This window comes from Rhizobium sp. Root1212, assembly GCF_001424985.1.
Taxonomy (GTDB): domain Bacteria; phylum Pseudomonadota; class Alphaproteobacteria; order Rhizobiales; family Rhizobiaceae; genus Pararhizobium.
Window position 1 is genome coordinate 1396502 of the sequence record NZ_LMDA01000001.1, and the last position, 19282, is coordinate 1415783.

Sequence of the window (19282 nt, forward strand, 5' to 3'; positions counted from 1 at the left end):
CGGCTGACCTCTGCGAGTGCACCGAATGAATGCCGATGAAGCCAATATCTTCGACCTTGCGCCGATTGCGATGTGGATCGAGGATTTCAGCGGGGTCAGGGAGCTGTTCGATCTCTGGCGGGCCGAAGGCGTGCGGGATATCCGGTCCTGGCTGCAGGCGGATCTCGCCCGCGTCGCTGCCTGTTCGCAGCGCATCCGCGTTCTGAAAGTCAATCGGCGCACGCTCGACCTGTTCGAAGCGCGCGACCGCGATCACCTCGTCGCCAATCTCGACAGGGTTTTCCGAGACGAGATGCTGACCAGCCACATCAATGAGCTGTCCCAGCTCTGGGAAGGCCGCCGCGAATTTTCCGGCACCGCGGTCAACTATACGCTTTCGGGCCGCAGGCTCGATATCCAGCTGCGCGGCTCGGTGCTTCCCGGTCATGAGGAGACGCTCGGCAAGGTGCTGTTGACGACCGAGGACGTCACCGCGCGCGAGGATGCCCGCCGTTATGCCGAGGGCGTGTTCGAACATTCCCCCGTCTCCCTCTGGGTCGAGGATTTCAGCGGCGTGAAGGCCCTGCTCGACGGCGTGCGCGATCGCGGCATCGTCGATTTCCGCGTCTTCACCGATGTCCACCCGGAGTTCGTGCGCCAGTGCATGAGCGAAATTCGCGTCATCGACGTCAACAGGGCGACGCTCGATCTTTTTCGCGCGCCCGATGTGAAGACGCTATTGCATCGGCAGGCGGAGATTTTCCGCGACGAAATGGAAAAGCATTTTCGCGAACAGCTGATCGATCTGTGGAACGGCAATCTCTTCCACCAGCGCGAAGTCGTAAACTATGCGCTCGACGGCACCGAGCGCTATGTGCTGCTGCAATTTTCCGTCTTCCCTGGCCGCGAGCGCGACTGGTCACTGGTGCAGGTGTCGCTCACCGATATCACCGCACGCAAGAAGGCCGAGGCCTATCTCGAATATCTCGGCAAGCACGACGTGCTGACCAAGCTGCACAATCGCGCCTTCTATACGGATGAACTGAACCGCCTGCAGCGCAAGTCCGTGCGCCCGGTTTCCATCATCGTCATCGACATGAACGGGTTGAAGGTCACGAACGACCAGCTCGGCCATGCGGCGGGAGATGCGCTGCTGCGGCGTATGGGCGAAGTGCTGAACGAGGCCGTCTCTCAGCCCCACCACGCGGCCCGGATTGGCGGCGATGAATTCGCGATCATCATGCCCGGTAGCGATGATGCCGACGTGATCGCGATGATAGACAATGTCCGCAAGCTGCTCGAGATCAACAACCAGTATTATTCCGACGCCCCGATCAGCATTGCCGTGGGCTCCGCAACCAGTGCGTCGGGCGATGCGTTGGAAACGGTCGTGCGCCGAGCCGATCTCCTGATGTATCGGGACAAGCAGGCCCACTACGAGGACATCAAGGCGGCAGCGCTTAGCGAATGACATGCAAAGGCCGGCGGAACGATCCCGCCGGCCTCTTTCGCATCTTCGGTCAGACGACCACGCTGCCGGCCATGAAGGCGAGCACGAGGAAAATCAGGAAGACGACGAGCGCGATATAGAACAGGACTTTCGCGATCGTGGCGGTTGCCGCCGAAACGCCGGAGAAGCCTAGAAAGCCGGTGATCAGCGAGATGACGAAGAAGATAAGCGCCCATTTCAGCATCGAAATTTTCCTTCCGTGGTTCAATGCCGGAAGAACGCCGCCACCCCCATTCCGGTTCCGCTCTCGCATCACCGCCGCCCCACTTGATCTGAATCAAGGCGCATAAAGCCCATCCCCTTATGAATTGACGTGAAGGCCCGCGATCCGTTGCGGGTCATTTTGCGCCGGCGGCCGCTTTCGTCGCTGATACATCGAGGTGGGGACCTCTTCCATGACACACGGACGCGCCATCATCGGCACCGGCCTCTCGGCCTTCCTGGCCCTGCTTGCGGCGGCTTTCGCGGTAGACCAGCCGTTTGCAAACCACATGTGGGTGCTTTTCTTCGTTCTCATCTGCGCCACCACCATCCTGATGCGCATCTCGTCCTTCGAGCCTCAGCCGAAGGTGGACCCGGATGCCTTCATGGACGGGCCGATCCGCTACGGCGTGATCGCCACCATGTTCTGGGGCGTGGTCGGCTTCCTCGTCGGCGTCGTCGTGGCGCTGCAGCTCGCTTTTCCCGATCTCGATATCGAGCCCTGGTTCAATTTCGGCCGCACCCGCCCGCTGCACACCTCGGCGGTCATTTTTGCCTTCTGCGGCAATGCGCTGATCGCGACCTCCTTCTACATCGTCCAGCGCACCTGCCGCGCCCGGCTGTTCGGCGGCGATCTCGCCTGGTTCGTCTTCTGGGGTTATCAGCTGTTCATCGTCATGGCGGCGACCGGCTATCTGCTCGGCATCACCCAGAGCCGCGAATATGCGGAGCCCGAATGGTATGTCGACCTGTTCCTGACGGTCGTCTGGGTCTCATATCTCGTCGTCTTCCTCGGCACGATCCTGAAGCGCAAGGAGCCGCATATCTATGTGGCCAACTGGTTCTTCCTCGCCTTCATCATCACCATCGCCATGCTGCATGTGGTCAACAACCTGGCGGTGCCGGTCTCGTTCCTCGGCTCAAAGAGCTATTCGGCCTTTTCCGGCGTGCAGGATGCGCTGACCCAGTGGTGGTACGGGCACAATGCCGTCGGCTTCTTCCTCACCACCAGCTTCCTCGGCATGATGTATTACTTCGTTCCGAAGCAGGTAAACCGGCCGGTCTATTCCTACCGCCTGTCGATCATCCACTTCTGGTCGCTGATCTTCCTCTATATCTGGGCCGGCCCGCACCACCTGCACTACACGGCGCTGCCCGACTGGGCGCAGACGCTCGGCATGGTGTTCTCGATCATGCTGTGGATGCCCTCCTGGGGCGGCATGATCAACGGCCTGATGACGCTCTCGGGCGCCTGGGACAAGATCCGCACCGATCCGATCGTGCGCATGATGGTCATGGCCATCGCCTTTTACGGCATGGCGACCTTCGAAGGCCCCATGATGTCGATCAAGTCGGTCAACTCGCTCAGCCACTATACCGACTGGACCATCGGCCACGTGCACTCCGGCGCGCTCGGCTGGAACGGCCTGATCACTTTTGGCGCGCTGTATTACCTGACACCGAAACTCTGGGGGCGCGAGCGGCTCTACAGCATGCGCATGGTCAACTGGCACTTCTGGCTCGCCACCCTCGGCATCGTGGTCTACGCCGCCGTGATGTGGGTTGCCGGCATCCAGCAGGGCCTGATGTGGCGCGAATACGATGCGCAGGGCTTCCTCGTCTACTCCTTCGCGGAAACCGTGGCAGCCATGTTCCCCTACTACGTGGTGCGCGCCATCGGCGGCGGGCTCTATCTGACGGGCGCGCTCATCATGGCTTTCAACATCACCATGACAATCCTCGGCTACCAGCGTGAGGAGACCGCCATTCCCGGTCTCGCCACCCAGCCCCAGCCGGCCGAATAGGAGCCGCAACCATGGCACTTCTTGACAAGCATTCGCTGATCGAGCGCAACGCGACGCTTCTGCTCGTAGGATCGCTGATCGTCGTTTCCATCGGCGGCATCGTGCAGATCGCCCCGCTCTTCTACCTCGAAAACACCATCGAGAAAGTGGAGGGCATGCGACCCTATTCGCCGCTGGAGCTGGCGGGCCGCAACATCTACGTGCGTGAGGGCTGCTACGTCTGCCACAGCCAGATGATCCGCCCCTTCCGCGACGAGGTTGAGCGCTACGGGCATTATTCGCTCGCCGCCGAATCCATGTACGACCACTCGTTCCAGTGGGGATCGAAGCGCACCGGGCCGGATCTCGCCCGCGTCGGCGACCGCTATTCGAACGAATGGCACGTGCAGCACCTGATCGAGCCGCGCGACGTCGTACCGGAATCGGTGATGCCGAGCTATTCCTTCCTGAAGGACACGCCGCTCGCGGTGAATACGGTGACGATGGACCTGAAGGCAAACCGCGCCCTCGGCGTTCCCTATACCGACGAGATGATCGAGAACGCCGCGGCCGACATCAAGGCGCAGGCCGATCCGAATGCCGATACGTCCGGCATCGAGGCCCGCTACCCCAAGGCCAAGCTCGGCGATTTCGACGGCAATCCGCAGGCGCTGACCGAGATGGATGCGCTCGTTGCCTACCTGCAGATGCTCGGCACGCTGGTCGACTTCAAGACCTACGACGAAACCGCCGGCGCGCGATAGGAGGCACCCATGGATTATCACTGGCTGCGCGCCTTTGCCGATAGCTGGGGACTGGTCGCCATGGCGGCCTTCTTCCTCGGCGCCCTGCTCTTTGCCTTCCGCCCCGGCAGCAAATCGCTTGCCGACGAGGCCGCCGACATCCCCTTCAAGGACGACTGAGATGAAAGAAGACCATCTGGACGAAATTTCCGGCGTATCGACGACCGGCCATGAATGGGACGGCATCCGCGAACTGAACAACCCCATGCCGCGCTGGTGGGTCTATTGCTACTACGCGACCATCGTCTGGGCGCTGATCTATACGATCTTCTACCCGGCCTGGCCGCTGGTGACTTCGGCCACACAGGGTGTACTGGGCTATTCGAGCCGCAACGAGGTGAAGGCCGAGCTTGCCGCGGTCGAGGCCGAGCGCAGCGTCCACACGGCAGCCCTTGCCGACAAGAGCGTCAGCGAAATCCTCGCCGACGACACTCTGCGGCAGACGGCGATCCAGGCCGGAGCTGCGGCCTTCCGCGTCAATTGCGTGCAGTGCCACGGCTCGGGTGCTGCCGGCGGTGCGGGCTATCCGAACCTCAACGACGACGACTGGCTGTGGGGCGGCAAGCCCGAGCAGATCCAGTACACCATCGCCCACGGCATCCGCTCGGCCGGCGATCCCGATACCCACTTGTCCGAGATGCCGGCCTTCGCCGACATGCTCGACCGCGAGCAGATCGCGTCGGTCGCGGCTTTCGTCGTCAGCCTCTCGGGCACGACGAACAACCCCGGCCTGGTGGAAAAGGGCAAGACCGTCTTTGCGGAAAACTGCGCCGCCTGCCACGGCGACGATGCGCGGGGCAACCAGGAACTCGGCGCACCCAATCTCGCCGATGCCATCTGGCTGAAGACCCATGGCGAGGAGGGTGTCATCGCCCAGGTCAAAGCGCCGAAACACGGCATGATGCCCGCCTGGGGCGCCCGTCTCGGCGATACCGCCGTCAAGGAACTGACCGTCTTCGTCCATTCGCTCGGCGGCGGCCAATAACCTTCCTTCGCCCTCTTCCCGCCGGGGAGAGGGCAAGTGTGCGATGTCTCATCCGCTTAAGCCGCGTGCAAATGATAGAGCTTGTTGACGATTATCCAGCGGCTCTCGATCTTCAAGAGCGACAGGTAATCCGTGAAGCGCATGCCAGCGAATTCGTCGGTGACCTTGACGCTGGCCGCATCGCCGGAAATATCGATCGCCTCGATCTCCATCACCGGCTGCGTATCCGGCGGCGCGGGTGGCTCGGCAAGAACGGCGGCGATGAACTCGTCGCGCGTCAGCCATTCGACCGCACCCTCGTAATTGCCGATGATCCGGGCATTGGCATGGAAGGCCTTGCGCAAGGCCGCCTCGTTGCCGAAGGCCATGCCATCGACGTAAAGATGCAGGATCGTCCTGATGGCTTGCTCTTCCGACATCCGCGTTCTCCGCAAAGACTGCCGGAAGCAATATAGCACAGAGGCCCGCATCTGCGAAGCTTTACGCAGCTTTCGGGTGGCGCGGCCTTTCCCTGCTGCTATCTTCCCTCCGAAAGACGGAGGATCGCATGAAGAAGCCGGGATCGATGAAGGCGCTGGAGGACATGGGCCGGGCGCGGCTTTCCGAAAATTTCTTCCTGCGCGACTTCCTGCATTCGGAGATCGCCGATTTCTACGGCATGTCCAATATTCCTGACGATCCCGATCTGACGATCGAGGCGGGTAGCCGGCTCTGCGAAGAGCTTCTGGAACCCCTGCAGCGGACCTTCGGGCGGCTGCACATCCGCTCCGGCTATCGCTCGCGCGAGGTCAACGACTTCGGCAACCGCAACAAACTGAACTGCTCGGCCAATGCGGCGGCCGCCGCCGATCATATCTGGGACATGCGCGATGCCGATGGCTGCATGGGGGCGACGGCCTGTATCGTCGTGCCCTGGGTCTGGGACCGGCGCGACCGGCTGCAGGGCTGGCAATCGCTGGCGTGGTGGATACACGACCACCTGCCCTATGCCTCGCTCTGCTTCTTTCCGAAACTCTGGGCCGTCAACATCCAGTGGCATGAGCGCCCGACGCGGCGCATCCGCAGTTACATCGCCCCGGCCGGAGTGCTGACCAAGCCCGGCATGGCCAACCAGGACGGCAGCCACGCCGAAGAATATCAGGGCTATCCGCCGCTCGTTACTCGCCCGCCTCGTTGAGCAGGCGGCAGGCCTCGTCGCTGAGAGTAATGGTCGCCGATTTGATCAGGCTTTCGAGCTGCTTAAGGCTGGTGGCGCTGGCGATCGGTGCGGTTATGCCGCGGCGGGCGGCGACCCAGGCGAGCGCCACTTCCGCCTGGGTGGCGCCGAGATCCGCCGACACCTCATCCAGCGCGCCGAGGATGCGCATGCCGCGGCCATCGAGATATTTTTCGATGCCGCCGCCCCGCGCCGAACCTTCGAGATCCTTGTGCGTCCGGTATTTGCCGGAAAGGAAGCCACGGGCGAGCCCGAAATAGCTGATGACGCCGATCTCCTCGGCGATGCAGAGATTGCGCAAGGCGCCTTCGAAGGAGGTGCGGTCGTAGAGATTGTATTCCGGCTGCAGCACGTCGTAGCGCGGCAGGTTTTTCGCTGCAGATACATCGAGCGCCGCCCGCAGTTGCGTCGCATCAAGGTTGGAGGCGCCGACATGGCGCACCTTGCCCTCCTTCAGGAGTGCGTCATAGGCGCCGAGCGTTTCCTCATAGGGTGTTTCCGGATCGGGCCAGTGGGAGAGGTAGAGATCGATGTAATCCGTTTGCAGCCGCCGCAGGCTGTCTTCCACCGCCTGTTTGATCCATCCGGGCTTCAGGCCCTTTTTGCCCGGCCCCATTTCGGAGCCGACCTTGGTGACGATGACGGCGCTGTCGCGCGGGCGGCCGGAGTGTTTCAGCCATTTGCCGATGATGGCCTCGGATTCGCCGCCCTGATTGCCCGGCACCCAGGACGAATAGACATCGGCTGTATCGATGGCGTTGAAGCCGGCATCGAAGAAGCGGTCGAGCAAGGCGAAAGAGGTTTTTTCATCGGCTGTCCAGCCGAAGACATTGCCGCCGAAAACCAGCGGGGCGATCGACAGGCCGGTGCGGCCAAGGGTGCGCTTTTCCATGGGATGAGTTCCTTACGTAGGGGAGGAGATTACGTCGGAGGCTCGACTGTGCCCCAGCAGAGGCGGGTTCGTACAGGTCAAATTTTGCGGGCAGGGGCGATTTGTTCGAATGCGATACCGCTTGATAGGCACGTACCTCAGGGATATCGTGCCGCCCAACCCAGGAGGAATTTGAAATGTTGCGCTTCGGCATTCTTTCGACCGCCAAGATCGGCCGCGAACTCGTCGTGCCCGCGATCCAGGATGCGGAAAACTGCGTGGTGACGGCCATCGCCAGCCGCGACCTGACCAAGGCCCGCGCCATGGCCGACCGCTTCTCCGTGCCGCACGCTTTCGGCAGCTATGAGGAGATGCTGGCCTCCGACCTGATCGATGCCGTCTATATCCCGCTGCCGACCTCGCAGCATATCGAATGGTCGATCAAGGCTGCGGATGCCGGCAAGCATGTGCTCTGCGAAAAGCCGATCTCGCTGCAGGCGTCGCAGATCGAAGCGTTGATCGCGGCCCGCGACCGCAACAAGGTGGTGGTTTCGGAAGCCTATATGGTGACCTACAGCCCGGTGTGGCGGAAGGTGCGTTCGCTGCTCGCCGAAGGCGCAATCGGCAGGCTGCGCCATGTGCAGGGGGCCTTCACCTATTTCAACCGCGACACCGGCAATATGCGCAACATCCCCGAACTCGGTGGCGGCGGCCTCCCGGACATCGGCGTCTATCCGACGATTTCCACCCGCTTCGTGACCGGCAAGGATCCGGTGCGCGTGCAGGCGAACACCGATCGCGACCCGGATTTCGGCACCGACATCTATTCGAGCGTGCGCGCCGATTTCGGCGATTTCGAGCTGTCGTTCTACATCTCGACCCAGCTTGCTGCCCGCCAGATCATGGTCTTCCACGGCGACAAGGGTTTCATCGAGGTGAAATCGCCGTTCAACGCCGATCGCTACGGCGCGGAAGAGATCGAGTTGACCAACCAGAATCACTCCCAGTCGCAGCATTTCCGCTTCCAGGATGCCCGCCAGTACAAGCTGCAGGTGGAAGCCTTTTCACGGGCCGCGACCGGCGCAGACGAGGAAATCGTGACGCTGGAAAGCTCGGTCAACAACCAGAAGCTCATCGATGCGATCTATCGCGCGAGCGAGAAGGACGGTTGGGAAACGGTCTGACGTCAAAGTTTGAGATGGGGACGCAGCGGTCTCGGCCGCTGAGTCTTTCATTCAGGCTGTACGAAAACGTTCCGCGGCAAGATAGCCGCCGACGGCGGCCGCGATGCCGGCATTATAGCCGAGAATGGCGAGAAGCAGCAGCGTCAGGGGGACCGGACCTGCCGAAAAAAGGGCGGCAGCGGCAAAGACGACAAGGATGGAGCAACCGGCAAGCGCGTAGCAGACGACCGAGCGCAGGCCCGTCGCCAGCAGTCCGATTGCGAATGCGGTCAAGACAATCATCCGACCCTCCCGTTTGCGACTTTGCTCTCCTACTCTTGCACGAGGCTCGCTAAATTTCGCTTAACCTGCTCCTTCCTGCCCGAACGGGTAAACCCGCAAATTGTTTCATATCGTTACAAAACGTGAACAGGCCGCCGCAATTGTCGTGTGGCGGCCTGATCTTTCGCTACACCAGACCGACGATATCGGTCGCCGTCGTGCCCGTTTGCAACACACGGTCGGCGCGCACCGGCAGGATGGAGCCGGCGGCAACGCTGAGAAACGTCGCCGTCGCGCCCGAAACGGTGCGCAGGCTCACCGTGCCGCCGCTGCCGACATAAAGCGCGCGCACGGCTTCCGTCAGATCGGCCGCGTCGGACGGCGTGACAGAGAAGACATGGGACGCCGGGCCGGACAGCGAGGGGGCATTGGCGGAAAAACGATCGGGCATGGCAGTTCCTTCATGGTGGATTGCAACTTCGGCCATGATCGCCCGGTGCAGGCCGGCGGGATAAAACGGGGATGGCGAAACGCCTGTTGAGGGCGGCGGAGAGATGCTGGCAAAAGCCGCAAAGGCGCGGCAAACTGGCGCCATGAGTTCTTTTTTCGAATCACAAACCGCCTCCAACCTTGCCGAATATTCGGTCTCGGAACTGTCCGGCTCGATCAAGCGGACGGTCGAGCAGGCCTTCGACCAGGTGCGGGTGCGCGGCGAAATTTCCGGCTATCGCGGCCCGCACTCTTCCGGCCATGCCTATTTCGCGCTGAAGGACGACAAGGCGCGCATCGACGCGGTGATCTGGAAGGGAACGATGAGCCGGCTAAAATTCCGGCCGGAAGAGGGCATGGAAGTAATCGCGACCGGCAAGGTCACTACCTTCCCCGGCTCTTCGAAATACCAGATCGTCATCGAAACGCTTGAACCGGCGGGCGCCGGCGCGCTGATGGCGCTGCTGGAAGAGCGCAAGCGCAAGCTCGCGGCCGAAGGCCTGTTCGACAGCGCCCGCAAGCGCCCCCTGCCCTTCATGCCGCGGGTGATCGGCGTCGTCACCTCGCCGACCGGGGCCGTCATCCGCGATATCCTGCACCGCATCTCCGACCGTTTTCCCGTTCATGTCGTCGTCTGGCCCGTTCGGGTTCAGGGTGAAGGTTCGGGCAATGAGGTGGCTGCCGCGATCGAGGGCTTCAATGCCTTTGCGCCAGGCGGCCCTGTCGCCCGCCCCGATGTCATCATCGTCGCGCGCGGCGGCGGCAGTCTGGAAGACCTCTGGGGCTTCAACGACGAGGCCGTGGTGCGGGCAGCCGCCGCCTCGCACATCCCGCTGATTTCGGCCGTGGGCCACGAGACCGACTGGACCTTGATCGATCACGCCGCCGACCAGCGCGCGCCGACACCGACGGGTGCCGCGGAAATGGCCGTGCCGGTGAAAGCCGAACTGGAAGCGACGGTCGCGGGCCTCGGCGCTCGGCTGAAGGGCGCCGCGAACCGGCAGATGGACAATCGCCGGCAGGCACTGCGGGCGCTCGGCCGGGCGCTGCCGTCGCTCGACCAGCTTCTCGCTTTGCCGCGTCGGCGCTTCGACGAAGCCGCGACGGGGCTCGGCCGCGGCCTGCAGATGAACACTGCCAACAAGCGCCGCAGCTTCGAACGCATCGCCGCGCATCTGCGGCCTGACATGCTGTCCAACCGGCTCACCGAGCGCCGGCAGCGGCTTTCGGAGCGGATGATGCGGGGGGAACGCATCGTCGAGCGCATGATCGACCGTGCCCGCAGCCGGACGGCCTCAGCGGATGCTTCGCTGCGCGCCCTGCCCGCCCGCATTCTCGGCCAGGTTCATCGCTCCCGCGACCGGATCGGCGGGCTTTCCGCCCGCGCCGATGCAGCGGTTATCGCGGATGTCCGGCGGCTAAGGGGGCTCGTCACGGCGCAGGACCGGGTGCTGCAATCGCTCTCATATCGCAATGTGCTGAAGCGCGGCTATGCGATCGTCTATGACGAGAACGGCGCACCGGTGCATGCGGCTGCGGCCCTGAGTTCGGGACAGGCGATTTCCATCGAATTTGCCGACAACAAGATCGATGCGGTGACGACCAGCGGCCCGCCGCCGGCCAAGCCGGCAAAAAAACGCACCGAGAAGGAAAGCGCGGGCGATCCGCCGAAACAGGGCAGCCTGTTCTAAGCGGAAAAGAAACGCTTCCGTAACGATCCCTGACTAGCATGGCTGAAACCCATGGGTCGAGGATCTGCCTTTGCCGATCGAACTTTCCGCCTCGCAGGCGCTAAACCTCTGGCACGCCGTTTCCCTGCAGCAGGTGCGCATCGGCCAGCACGACCTGACGCTGCGGCAGGTCTCGATCCTGCTGCATATCTACCTCATACCGCCGCCGCACACCGTGCGCGGGCTTGCCGAAACGCTCGGCGTCACCAAGCCGGTCATCACCCGCGCGCTCGATACGATGGGCGAGCTGCAGCTTGTTTCGCGCAGCCGCGACGACCGGGACAAACGCAACGTCATCATCAAGCGCACGCTGGAAGGCGCGCTCTATCTTGAAAAACTTGGCGATCTGATCATTGATCAGGGCCGCAAACTGACTATTTGAGAAACCATGTCCGATCTTCCCGACCGCCGGCTCAACGCCTATCGCCCCGATCTTGCCGAAGAGCGCCTGCGCGGCCTCGTTGCGGCGGAAAGCTATATCGTCGGAACCACCTCGCAGGTGAGCGTTCCGGTCGTACAGCTGCGCGCCCGCCCGGAGCTTGAGTGCGGCACCGATACGGAGCTTTTGCTCGGCGAAACCGTGCAGGTCTTCGACAGTGCGGCCGGATGGGCCTGGGTGAAGGCCGACAGCGACGGGTATGTCGGTTATGTGCCCGACTACACCGTCGGTCCTGTGGTGAAGAGCGTGACCCATGTGGTGACGGCGCCGCGCACCTTTGTCTATGTCGGCCACGATCTGCGTTTCCCGACCGTGCAAGCGCTTTCCATGGGAAGCCGGATCACCGTCGTCGATGAACGCGAGACCCGCGGCACGCGCTATTTCCTGCTCGATGGTGGGCAGGCGATCATCGCCAATCATTGCGCGCCGCTCGACAGCGCCTTTTCCGGCGACTACGTGGCGATTGCCGGCCGCTTCCTCGAAACGCCCTATCTCTGGGGCGGCCGTTCGGGTTTCGGCATCGATTGCTCCGGCCTCGTGCAGCTTTCCATGCTGATGTCGGGGCGCTCGGTGCCGCGCGATACCGATATGCAGGCCAAAGGCTTGGGCACGCCTATCACCCGCGAGGAATTGCGGCGCGGCGACCTCGTGTTCTGGAAGGGCCACGTCGCCATCATGGAAGACGACAGGACGCTGCTGCATGCCAACGGCCACACGATGAACGTGTCGCACGAAGGGCTGGAAGAGGCGATCCACCGGATCGGCTGGCTTTACGACCAGCCAACGGGCTATCGCCGGCCCTGACTTTATTTTAGCGCATGTCGTTGTCGCAAAACTGCTGCACACTTTTGCGCGACATGCTTCAATAGCCGGCTTTACGATCCACCAGATATTGCAGCGGCTGGCCGCTCTCGAGCCGGTCGATCTGCTGCTGGACGTGGGTGAAGAGTGCCTTCACATCCGACGATGCCGCGACATGCGGGGTCAGATAGAGGGTTTCCAGATCCCAGAAGGGGCTATCCTTCGGCAGCGGCTCCTGCTGGAAGACATCGATCGAGGCGCCGCCGAGAAGGCCCGATTTCAAGGCTTCGATCACATCCGGCTCGTTCTGGCTGCCGCCACGGCCGCCATTGATGAATACCGGTGCGCCGAAAGGCCCCTTGCGGCTGAGTTTGGCGAAGAGGCCTGCATTGAAAAATTCGCGGGTGTCATCCGTCAGCGGCAGCAGCCCGACGAGGAAATCGGTCTTCGAGAGGAACGCATCCAGTTCGCCGGCATCGAAGGTCTCTATGCCTTCGATCTCTTTCTTCGAGCGCGACCAGCCGATGGTGCGGAAGCCCATGACCTGGAGCTTTGTTATCGCATCCTGCCCGAGTACGCCGAGGCCCATGACGCCGACGGTGATATCGGCCGCTTCCGGCTGGATCAGGTCTTCCCAGATATGCTGTTTTGCGCGCGTCTCGTAAGCGCGATGCTGGCGCAGGTGCAGCAGGCACTGCATCACCACCCATTCGCTCATGCGCGTCGTGAGGCTTCGATCGACGAAGCGGACCAGCGGCACATCCGGCAGGCCGGGAAGCGTCAGCACGTGATCGACGCCGGCACCGCCGGAAAACACCACCTTCAGGTCCGGCGCCCGCGAGAAGAGATCGGGCGCGGATTTCCAGACGACGGCATAATCGATGCCGCGGAGATCGCGGCCTTCATGGGCCGGATCGGCGAGATTGATCACCTCACGGCCGGGGAACGCCCCGACAATGGCGGCATCCACCTCTTCAGGAATGAACTTCAGATCGACGATGACAGGGCTTTTGGCGGACATGGTGCACTCGGATGATTACTGATGGACGGCGGGCACAGCGACCGCTTCCATGTTGAAGGCAGCGGCCATCAAGGCCTTGGTATAGTCTTCCTGAGGTGCTGTGAAAATCTGCTCGGAAGAGCCCTGCTCCACCACCTTGCCGAGCCGCATGACGATCATGTCGTTGGCGAGCGCCCTGACCACCTTCAGATCGTGGCTGATGAAGAGATAGGCCAGTGAATGTTTTGCCTGCAGATCGCGCAACAGATCAACCACCTGCGCCTGCACGCTCATGTCGAGGGCCGAGGTCGGCTCGTCAAGCATGACGAATTGCGGTTTCAGCACCATGGCGCGGGCAATGGCGACGCGCTGCCTCTGGCCGCCGGAGAATTCATGCGGATAACGCCAGCGGGTCGCGGCATCGAGGCCGACTTCTTCCAGTGCGGCGGCAACGCGGGCATCGCGTTCCTTGTCCGACAGATTGCGCTCATGCACCTTCAGCCCTTCGCCGATAATGTCGGAAATGGCCATGCGCGGCGACAGCGAGCCGAAGGGGTCCTGGAATACGATCTGCATGCGGTTGCGCAAGGGCCGCATGTCCTTGAACGTAGCGCCGGCTATATCCTGCCCGACGAAGGCGATGCGACCCTTCGACGAGATCATCCGCGTCAGTGCCAAGCCCAGCGTCGTCTTGCCGGAGCCGGATTCGCCGACGACGCCGAGCGTATGGCCGGCCCGCAGCGAAAGATCGATGCCATCGACCGCCTTCACATGATCCACCACCCGGCGCAGGAAGCCCGCCTTGATCGGGAACCAGACTTTGACATCCTGCGCTTCCATCACGACCGGCTTGGAGAGGTCGGAGGCCGGCGGCTTGCCCTTCGGCTCGGCGGCGAGCAGGTGTTTGGTATAGGCATGCTGCGGATTGGAGAAGATTTCGGCCGTCGGCCCGGTCTCGACGATCTTGCCCTTGGTCATGACGCAGACGCGATCGGCGATCTTGCGGACAATGCCGAGGTCATGGGTGATAAACAGCATGGACATGCCATGCTCGTCCTTCAGCGTCTTCAGCAATGCCAGAATCTGTGCCTGCACGGTGACGTCGAGCGCCGTGGTCGGCTCGTCGGCGATCAGCAGCTCCGGCCGGTTGGCGAGCGCCATGGCGATCATCACGCGCTGGCGCTGGCCGCCGGAAAGCTCGTGTGGATAGGCAGAGAGGCGCTTTTCCGGCTCGCGGATGCCGACCTGGTTCAGAAGCTCCAGTACACGCGTCCGGGCGGCGGCGCCGGTGATGCCCTGATGCAGGTCGAGGATTTCGGCGATCTGCCGTTCGATCGAATGCAGCGGGTTGAGCGAGGTCATCGGCTCCTGGAAGATCATGGTGATGTCGTTGCCGCGCACATGGCGAAGTTCGGCATCCGATGCCTTCAGCAAGTCCTTGCCGTTGAACAGGATTTCGCCGCTCGGGTGGCTGGCGGCCGGATAGGGCAGAAGCTTCAGGATCGAATTGGCCGAAACCGATTTTCCCGAGCCGGATTCGCCGACCAGCGCCACCACTTCGCCACGGCGGATATCGAAGGACACGCGATCGACGGCCAGCGACGTGTTGCCGCCCTGATGGAAGGCGACCGAGAGATCGCGAACGGAAAGGATAGGTTCTGTCACGTTATCGTTCACCGGAAGGTTTTCCTCGGATCGAAGGCATCGCGCACTGCTTCGCCGACGAAGATCAGCAGCGACAGCATCACGGACATGACGACGAAGGCGGTGAGGCCCAGCCACGGCGCCTGCAGGTTCGACTTGCCCTGCGAGATCAGCTCGCCCAGCGACGGCGATCCCGGCGGCATGCCGACGCCGAGAAAGTCGAGCGAGGTCAGCGTCGTGATCGAGCCGGAAAGGATGAAGGGCAGGAAGGTGAGGGTCGCCACCATCGCGTTTGGCAGGAGATGGCGCCACATGATCGTGGCGTTGCCGACGCCGAGCGCTCGGGCAGCGCGAACATATTCGAAGTTTCGCGCCCGCAGAAACTCGGCACGCACCACCCCGACGAAGCCGACCCAAGAGAACAGCAACATGATGCCAAGCAGCACGAAGAAGCCGGACGGCAAGATCGAGGCGATGATCAACAGGATGTAGAGCAGCGGCATCGAGGACCAGATCTCGATGAAGCGCTGCATCAGCAGATCGGTCCAGCCCCCGAAATAACCCTGCACCGCGCCTGCGGTGACGCCGACGACCGCCGAGGCGATGGTGAGCGCGAGGCCGAACAGAACCGAGATACGAAAACCATAGATCATACGGGCGGTGACATCGCGTGCCTGATCGTCGGTTCCCAGCCAGTTGAGATTGCCGAACGTGCAGCCGGGGTCCTCATTGCCCAGAGGGTAGCCGGAGCAACGTTCCTGACTGTCCATCAGCCAGAAGGGCGCCGTCGGGGCGGAATGGGGGATGTTGGAATTGGCGGTGTTGTAGGAATAACGGATCGGCGGCCAGATCATCCAGCCATTGGCCTGGATTTCATCGCGGATGAAATCCGAGCGATAATCCGTCTCGGCCAGGAAGCCGCCGAACTTCTCTTCCGGGTAATTGACGACCACTGGAAACAGGATCTCACCCTTGTAGGAGGCGATCAGCGGCTTGTCGTTGGCGATGAACTCGGCAAATAGGCTGAGCAGGAAGAGGACCATGAAGATCCAGAACGACCAGTAGCCGCGCTTGTTGGCCTTGAAATTCTGCAAGCGCCGCTGGTTGACGGGTGTGAGCCAGCCGGTGCGCGGTTCGGCAACAGTGGCGCGGGAGACGACATCGCTCATCAGACGTCCCTCCGCTCGAAATCGATGCGCGGATCGACCCAGGTATAGATCAGATCTGACAACAGGCTCATGAACAGGCCCATCAGCGAGAAGATGTAGAGGGTCGCAAAGACGATCGGATAATCACGCTTCATGATGGCGTCATAGCCGAGGCGGCCGAGGCCATCGAGCGAGAAGATATATTCGATCAGCAGCGAGCCGCTGAAGAAGGCCGAGATGAAGGCGCCGGGGAAACCGGCGATGATGATCAGCATCGCATTGCGGAACACATGGCGATAGAGCACCTGGCTGTCCGTCAGCCCCTTGGCGCGGGCCGTCGTGACGTATTGCTTGCGGATCTCGTCGATGAACGAGTTCTTGGTGAGCAGGGTCGTTGTCGCGAAGGCGGAGATCAAAAGCGTGAGCAGCGGCAGCGTCATGTGCCATGCATAGTCGACGATCTTTTCGTACCAGGGCAGCTGATAGAAATTATCCGAGACGATACCGCGTAGCGGGAACCAGTCGAGGAACGAGCCGCCGGCAAACAGAACGATCAACAGGATGCCGAACAGGAAGCTCGGCACCGCATATCCCACGACGATGATGCCGGAGGTCCAGACGTCGAAGCGCGAGCCATCCGAAATCGCCTTGCGGATGCCGAGCGGGATGGAGATCGCGTAGGAGAGAATCAAGATCCAGAGGCCGAGCGAGATCGAGACCGGCATCTTGTCGAGGATCAGGTCGATGACGGAGGTGTTGCGGAAAAAGCTTTCGCCGAAATCGAAGCGGATATAGTTCCACATCATCTGGCCGAAGCGCTCGAGCGGCGGCTTGTCGAAGCCGAACTGCTTTTCGAGCTTGGCAATGAATTCCGGATCGAGCCCCTGCGCGCCGCGATATTTGCCGGACGATTCCTCGTTGAAGGATTGGCCGCCGAGATCGCCGCTGTTGCCGGACAGCCGGTCGCCGCCCTGGTTTTGGCCGGTGAGATCGGAGATCACCTGCTCGACGGGGCCGCCGGGGGCAAACTGCACGACGGCAAAGGAAATGGCCATGATGCCGATGATCGTCGGGATCATCAGAAGCAGGCGTCGCAGGATATAGGCTCCCATCAGAGCGCTCCCAAAGCCTTGCGGCGTCCGTTTCCGATGTCAGCGGCGGCGAGCCCTGTCCTGGTCAATCCGTTGGTCTCCTTGCCGACAGCCGGATTTTTCGCCGGATGCCGCGTGATTCGTTTTCCTGCATTTGGAGTGACCGGGCCGAAGAGCGCAAGGCCCTCATTGGGAGCCGGCACTCTTGCGCCACCAGATCGTCGGAAAACCGGTCGAATATTCCGGCAGAGCGGCCGGATGTTCGAGATCGGCCGAATAGGCGATGCGGGAGTTGCGCGCCGTATAGCTCGGCACCGCGATGTGCTCGGCAAGCAGCACCCGATCCAGAACCTTGGTCGTGGCAATCAGCTCGTCGCGATCCTTGGCGTAGATGATGCGCTTGATCAGCGCATCGAGGCCGGGATCGCTGATGCCGGAATAATTCTGCGAGCCGTCGCGATTGGCCGCCTGCGAGCCCCAGTATTCCGCCTGCTCGTTGCCCGGATTGAGCGATTGCGCCCAGCCCTGATAGAAGACATCGAAATCACGCGAGCGCCAACGGTTGGTGAACTGCGAGGAATCCACCGTGCGCACGCTGGCCTCGATGCCGATCTTCTTGAGGCTCTGGGCGAAGGGCAGCGCGACGCGCTCGATCGTCGGACCGTCCAGCAGGATTTCGAAGGTGAAGGGCTGGCCGGTCTTGGTATTGACCATGCGGTTACCCTTCAGTTCGTAACCGGCTTCCTTGAAAAGCGCGATCGCCTGGCGGAGATTGTCGCGCACCTTCTTCGGATCGCCACCCACCGGGCTCGTATAGGGCTTCATGATCTGCTCTACGATCTCCGGCGACAGTTCTCCCTTCATCTCGTTGATGATTTCGAGTTCGCGGCCTTCCGGAACGCCCCTTGCCGCAAGCTCGGTGCCGTAGAAGAAACTGTCGATGCGCGAATACTGATTGTAGAAGATCGTGCGGTTGAGTTCCTCGAAATCGAAGGCGTAATTAAGCGCCTCGCGCACCCTGATATCCTTGAACTTGTCGCGCTTCAGATTGAAGATGAAGCCGACGAGAACACCGCGGTTGCGGTATTCGTTTTCCAGCTTTTCCAGCTTGATGCGGCCATCCTTGACGGCCGGAAAATCATAGGCCGTCGCCCAGCGTTTTGCGGAATTCTCCCACCAGTAATCTGCATTGCCGGAGCGGAAGGCTTCGAAGGCGACATCGAGATCGGCGTAGTAGGAATAGATCAGCGCGCCGAAATTGTTCTGACCGATATTGATGTTCAAGTCCTTGCCCCAATAGTCCTCACGGCGCTCGAAGCGGGTCGTCGATCCCGGAGACATCGAAGCGAGCTTGTAGGGGCCGGAACCCATCGGGATTTCCAGCGATGTCTTGGAAATGTCGCGCTGCTTGCCCTTGGCGTCCTTGCCCTCCCACCAGTGCTTGGGCACGATCACCAACTCGCCGACGATCTTCGGCAGCTCGCGATTGTTCTTCTGGTCGAAGGTGAAGGTGATTTCCCGGTCGCCGGTCTTTTCGGCCTTCAGCACATGCGCGTAGTAGAATTCACGTTGCGGGTCGAGCGCCTTGGCCTTGTCGAAGGAGAAGACGACATCTTCCGGCGTCACCGGCTGGCCGTCTTGCCATCTGGCTTCTGCCCGCAGGCGAAACTTCACCCAGGCGAAATCGTCGGGATAGGCGATCTTCTCGGCCAGCAGGCCGTAATCCGAGGCGATCTCGTCGAGCGACGACTTCATCAACGTCTCATAGACGAGACCGGCCACGCCGCCGGCGACTTCGCCCTTGGCAAGCAGCGGGTTGAGCGAATCGAACGTACCCATGGCCGTCAGATGAAGATCGCCACCCTTTGGTGCATCGGGATTGACATAGTCGAAGCGGGGGAAGCCGTCCTGGTACTTCAGTTCACCAACCGTCGCGGTTCCCTCATGCCAGACGGGCTCCTGCGCCGCTACGGGGCCTGCCAGAAGCAGGGCTGCGCCGGCCAAAGCAGTCGCCGTGATAATCCCCTGAAGCGTCTTTCCGATGATCGAGCCAATCCGCCGCATATAGCGCCTTCCCTTTTTTCGCATGCTTTGGCGGACAGAATAGGCAAAATCAGGACAAATGACAGAACCCGCCTCAAATCAG

General features: G+C 61.9%; 20 protein-coding genes. 10 read left to right on the plus strand and 10 right to left on the minus strand.

The window, feature by feature from the left end; genetic code table 11:
- Window positions 1-25 precede the first annotated feature (25 nt).
- Entirely contained in the window at window positions 26-1450 is a 1425-nt protein-coding gene (locus ASC86_RS06640) for a sensor domain-containing diguanylate cyclase (RefSeq protein ID WP_056317778.1), read from the plus strand.
- Window positions 1451-1499: 49 nt separating this feature from the next.
- On the opposite strand, the gene ASC86_RS24955 is transcribed toward ASC86_RS06640, so the two are convergent.
- On the minus strand, window positions 1500-1673 hold the full coding sequence (locus tag ASC86_RS24955; RefSeq protein WP_082509894.1) for a DUF1328 domain-containing protein: 174 nt from the start codon (window positions 1671-1673) through the stop codon (window positions 1500-1502).
- Window positions 1674-1884: 211 nt separating this feature from the next.
- Here ASC86_RS24955 and ccoN point away from each other — a divergent pair, with 211 nt between their 5' ends.
- Genes ccoN through ccoP form a run of 4 tightly spaced genes read left to right on the plus strand, consistent with a single transcriptional unit; the run spans window position 1885 to window position 5262 of the window.
- Window positions 1885-3495 carry a cytochrome-c oxidase, cbb3-type subunit I gene (ccoN, locus tag ASC86_RS06645; RefSeq protein WP_056317781.1) on the plus strand — a complete coding sequence of 537 codons (1611 nt, stop codon included), beginning with the start codon at window positions 1885-1887 and terminating at the stop codon, window positions 3493-3495.
- An 11-nt stretch (window positions 3496-3506) separates the two neighbouring features.
- The gene (gene ccoO / locus ASC86_RS06650; RefSeq protein ID WP_056317784.1) at window positions 3507-4238 is read left to right on the plus strand and encodes a cytochrome-c oxidase, cbb3-type subunit II; all 732 of its coding nucleotides are present in this window, start codon (window positions 3507-3509) and stop codon (window positions 4236-4238) included.
- A 9-nt stretch (window positions 4239-4247) separates the two neighbouring features.
- Window positions 4248-4397, plus strand: a complete 150-nt coding sequence (locus tag ASC86_RS06655) for a CcoQ/FixQ family Cbb3-type cytochrome c oxidase assembly chaperone (protein ID WP_056317787.1) — start codon at window positions 4248-4250, stop codon at window positions 4395-4397.
- 1 nt (window position 4398) lies between these two features.
- Entirely contained in the window at window positions 4399-5262 is an 864-nt protein-coding gene (gene ccoP / locus ASC86_RS06660; RefSeq protein WP_056317789.1) for a cytochrome-c oxidase, cbb3-type subunit III, read from the plus strand.
- Window positions 5263-5318: 56 nt separating this feature from the next.
- Here the strand turns inward: ccoP and ASC86_RS06665 are convergent, their stop codons facing one another.
- Window positions 5319-5681, minus strand: coding sequence for a nuclear transport factor 2 family protein (locus tag ASC86_RS06665; protein WP_056317792.1), 363 nt, complete (start codon window positions 5679-5681; stop codon window positions 5319-5321).
- 128 nt (window positions 5682-5809) lie between these two features.
- Here ASC86_RS06665 and ASC86_RS06670 point away from each other — a divergent pair, with 128 nt between their 5' ends.
- Complete coding sequence (locus ASC86_RS06670; protein ID WP_056317795.1) at window positions 5810-6439, plus strand: hypothetical protein; 630 nt, start codon at window positions 5810-5812, stop codon at window positions 6437-6439.
- Here the strand turns inward: ASC86_RS06670 and ASC86_RS06675 are convergent.
- Window positions 6420-7370 (minus strand): aldo/keto reductase, encoded by a 951-nt coding sequence (locus tag ASC86_RS06675; RefSeq protein ID WP_056317798.1) that lies wholly within the window; start codon window positions 7368-7370, stop codon window positions 6420-6422. The two genes, ASC86_RS06670 and ASC86_RS06675, sit on opposite strands and share 20 nt — an antisense overlap.
- 176 nt (window positions 7371-7546) lie before the next feature.
- Between ASC86_RS06675 and ASC86_RS06680 the strand changes: the two genes are divergently transcribed.
- The gene (locus ASC86_RS06680) at window positions 7547-8533 is read left to right on the plus strand and encodes a Gfo/Idh/MocA family oxidoreductase (RefSeq protein WP_056317801.1); all 987 of its coding nucleotides are present in this window, start codon (window positions 7547-7549) and stop codon (window positions 8531-8533) included.
- Window positions 8534-8584: 51 nt separating this feature from the next.
- Here the strand turns inward: ASC86_RS06680 and ASC86_RS06685 are convergent, their stop codons facing one another.
- Together ASC86_RS06685 and ASC86_RS06690 are read right to left on the minus strand one after the other, a co-directional pair.
- Window positions 8585-8806, minus strand: coding sequence for a hypothetical protein (locus ASC86_RS06685; RefSeq protein ID WP_156386912.1), 222 nt, complete (start codon window positions 8804-8806; stop codon window positions 8585-8587).
- Window positions 8807-8981: 175 nt separating this feature from the next.
- Complete coding sequence (locus ASC86_RS06690; protein WP_056318372.1) at window positions 8982-9245, minus strand: hypothetical protein; 264 nt, start codon at window positions 9243-9245, stop codon at window positions 8982-8984.
- A 142-nt stretch (window positions 9246-9387) separates the two neighbouring features.
- On the opposite strand from ASC86_RS06690, the gene xseA reads away from it, so the two are divergent.
- The 3 genes from xseA to ASC86_RS06705 all read left to right on the plus strand — a co-directional run bounded on the left by xseA (window position 9388) and on the right by ASC86_RS06705 (window position 12256).
- On the plus strand, window positions 9388-10974 hold the full coding sequence (gene xseA, locus ASC86_RS06695; RefSeq protein ID WP_056317807.1) for an exodeoxyribonuclease VII large subunit: 1587 nt from the start codon (window positions 9388-9390) through the stop codon (window positions 10972-10974).
- Between the two features lie 70 nt (window positions 10975-11044).
- Window positions 11045-11395, plus strand: a complete 351-nt coding sequence (locus ASC86_RS06700) for a MarR family transcriptional regulator (protein WP_056317809.1) — start codon at window positions 11045-11047, stop codon at window positions 11393-11395.
- Window positions 11396-11401: 6 nt separating this feature from the next.
- Window positions 11402-12256, plus strand: a complete 855-nt coding sequence (locus tag ASC86_RS06705; RefSeq protein ID WP_056317813.1) for an NlpC/P60 family protein — start codon at window positions 11402-11404, stop codon at window positions 12254-12256.
- 58 nt (window positions 12257-12314) lie between these two features.
- On the opposite strand, the gene ASC86_RS06710 is transcribed toward ASC86_RS06705, so the two are convergent.
- The 5 genes from ASC86_RS06710 to ASC86_RS06730 form a co-directional block, all read right to left on the minus strand.
- Window positions 12315-13274: a glyoxylate/hydroxypyruvate reductase A gene (locus ASC86_RS06710; protein WP_056317815.1), complete on the minus strand. Its 960-nt coding sequence runs from the start codon at window positions 13272-13274 to the stop codon at window positions 12315-12317.
- A gap of 15 nt (window positions 13275-13289) precedes the next feature.
- Entirely contained in the window at window positions 13290-14918 is a 1629-nt protein-coding gene (locus ASC86_RS06715) for an ABC transporter ATP-binding protein (RefSeq protein ID WP_056318376.1), read from the minus strand.
- An 8-nt stretch (window positions 14919-14926) separates the two neighbouring features.
- Window positions 14927-16066 (minus strand): ABC transporter permease, encoded by a 1140-nt coding sequence (locus tag ASC86_RS06720; RefSeq protein ID WP_056317819.1) that lies wholly within the window; start codon window positions 16064-16066, stop codon window positions 14927-14929.
- A complete protein-coding gene (locus ASC86_RS06725) occupies window positions 16066-17157 on the minus strand; it encodes a microcin C ABC transporter permease YejB (RefSeq protein ID WP_056317822.1) in 1092 nt (363 codons plus the stop codon). The genes ASC86_RS06720 and ASC86_RS06725 overlap by 1 nt, the downstream gene beginning before the upstream one ends.
- Before the next feature lie 165 nt (window positions 17158-17322).
- The gene (locus ASC86_RS06730) at window positions 17323-19200 is read right to left on the minus strand and encodes an extracellular solute-binding protein (protein ID WP_056317827.1); all 1878 of its coding nucleotides are present in this window, start codon (window positions 19198-19200) and stop codon (window positions 17323-17325) included.
- Between the last annotated feature and the right edge of the window lie 82 nt (window positions 19201-19282).

Excerpts from the sequence above, each read along its gene's own strand:
- ASC86_RS06705 (WP_056317813.1), top strand. The coding sequence starts at position 11,402 with ATGTCCGATCTTCCCGACCGCCGGCTCAACGCCTATCGCCCCGATCTT.
- ccoP (WP_056317789.1), top strand. The coding sequence starts at position 4,399 with ATGAAAGAAGACCATCTGGACGAAATTTCCGGCGTATCGACGACCGGC.
- ccoO (WP_056317784.1), top strand. The coding sequence starts at position 3,507 with ATGGCACTTCTTGACAAGCATTCGCTGATCGAGCGCAACGCGACGCTT.
- ASC86_RS06665 (WP_056317792.1), bottom strand. The coding sequence starts at position 5,681 with ATGTCGGAAGAGCAAGCCATCAGGACGATCCTGCATCTTTACGTCGAT.
- ASC86_RS06690 (WP_056318372.1), bottom strand. The coding sequence starts at position 9,245 with ATGCCCGATCGTTTTTCCGCCAATGCCCCCTCGCTGTCCGGCCCGGCG.
- ASC86_RS06655 (WP_056317787.1), top strand. The coding sequence starts at position 4,248 with ATGGATTATCACTGGCTGCGCGCCTTTGCCGATAGCTGGGGACTGGTC.
- ASC86_RS06675 (WP_056317798.1), bottom strand. The coding sequence starts at position 7,370 with ATGGAAAAGCGCACCCTTGGCCGCACCGGCCTGTCGATCGCCCCGCTG.
- ASC86_RS06720 (WP_056317819.1), bottom strand. The coding sequence starts at position 16,066 with ATGAGCGATGTCGTCTCCCGCGCCACTGTTGCCGAACCGCGCACCGGC.
- ASC86_RS06640 (WP_056317778.1), top strand. The coding sequence starts at position 26 with ATGAATGCCGATGAAGCCAATATCTTCGACCTTGCGCCGATTGCGATG.
- ASC86_RS06710 (WP_056317815.1), bottom strand. The coding sequence starts at position 13,274 with ATGTCCGCCAAAAGCCCTGTCATCGTCGATCTGAAGTTCATTCCTGAA.
- ASC86_RS06730 (WP_056317827.1), bottom strand. The coding sequence starts at position 19,200 with ATGCGGCGGATTGGCTCGATCATCGGAAAGACGCTTCAGGGGATTATC.
- ASC86_RS06670 (WP_056317795.1), top strand. The coding sequence starts at position 5,810 with ATGAAGAAGCCGGGATCGATGAAGGCGCTGGAGGACATGGGCCGGGCG.
- ASC86_RS06680 (WP_056317801.1), top strand. The coding sequence starts at position 7,547 with ATGTTGCGCTTCGGCATTCTTTCGACCGCCAAGATCGGCCGCGAACTC.
- ASC86_RS06725 (WP_056317822.1), bottom strand. The coding sequence starts at position 17,157 with ATGGGAGCCTATATCCTGCGACGCCTGCTTCTGATGATCCCGACGATC.
- ccoN (WP_056317781.1), top strand. The coding sequence starts at position 1,885 with ATGACACACGGACGCGCCATCATCGGCACCGGCCTCTCGGCCTTCCTG.
- ASC86_RS24955 (WP_082509894.1), bottom strand. The coding sequence starts at position 1,673 with ATGCTGAAATGGGCGCTTATCTTCTTCGTCATCTCGCTGATCACCGGC.
- xseA (WP_056317807.1), top strand. The coding sequence starts at position 9,388 with ATGAGTTCTTTTTTCGAATCACAAACCGCCTCCAACCTTGCCGAATAT.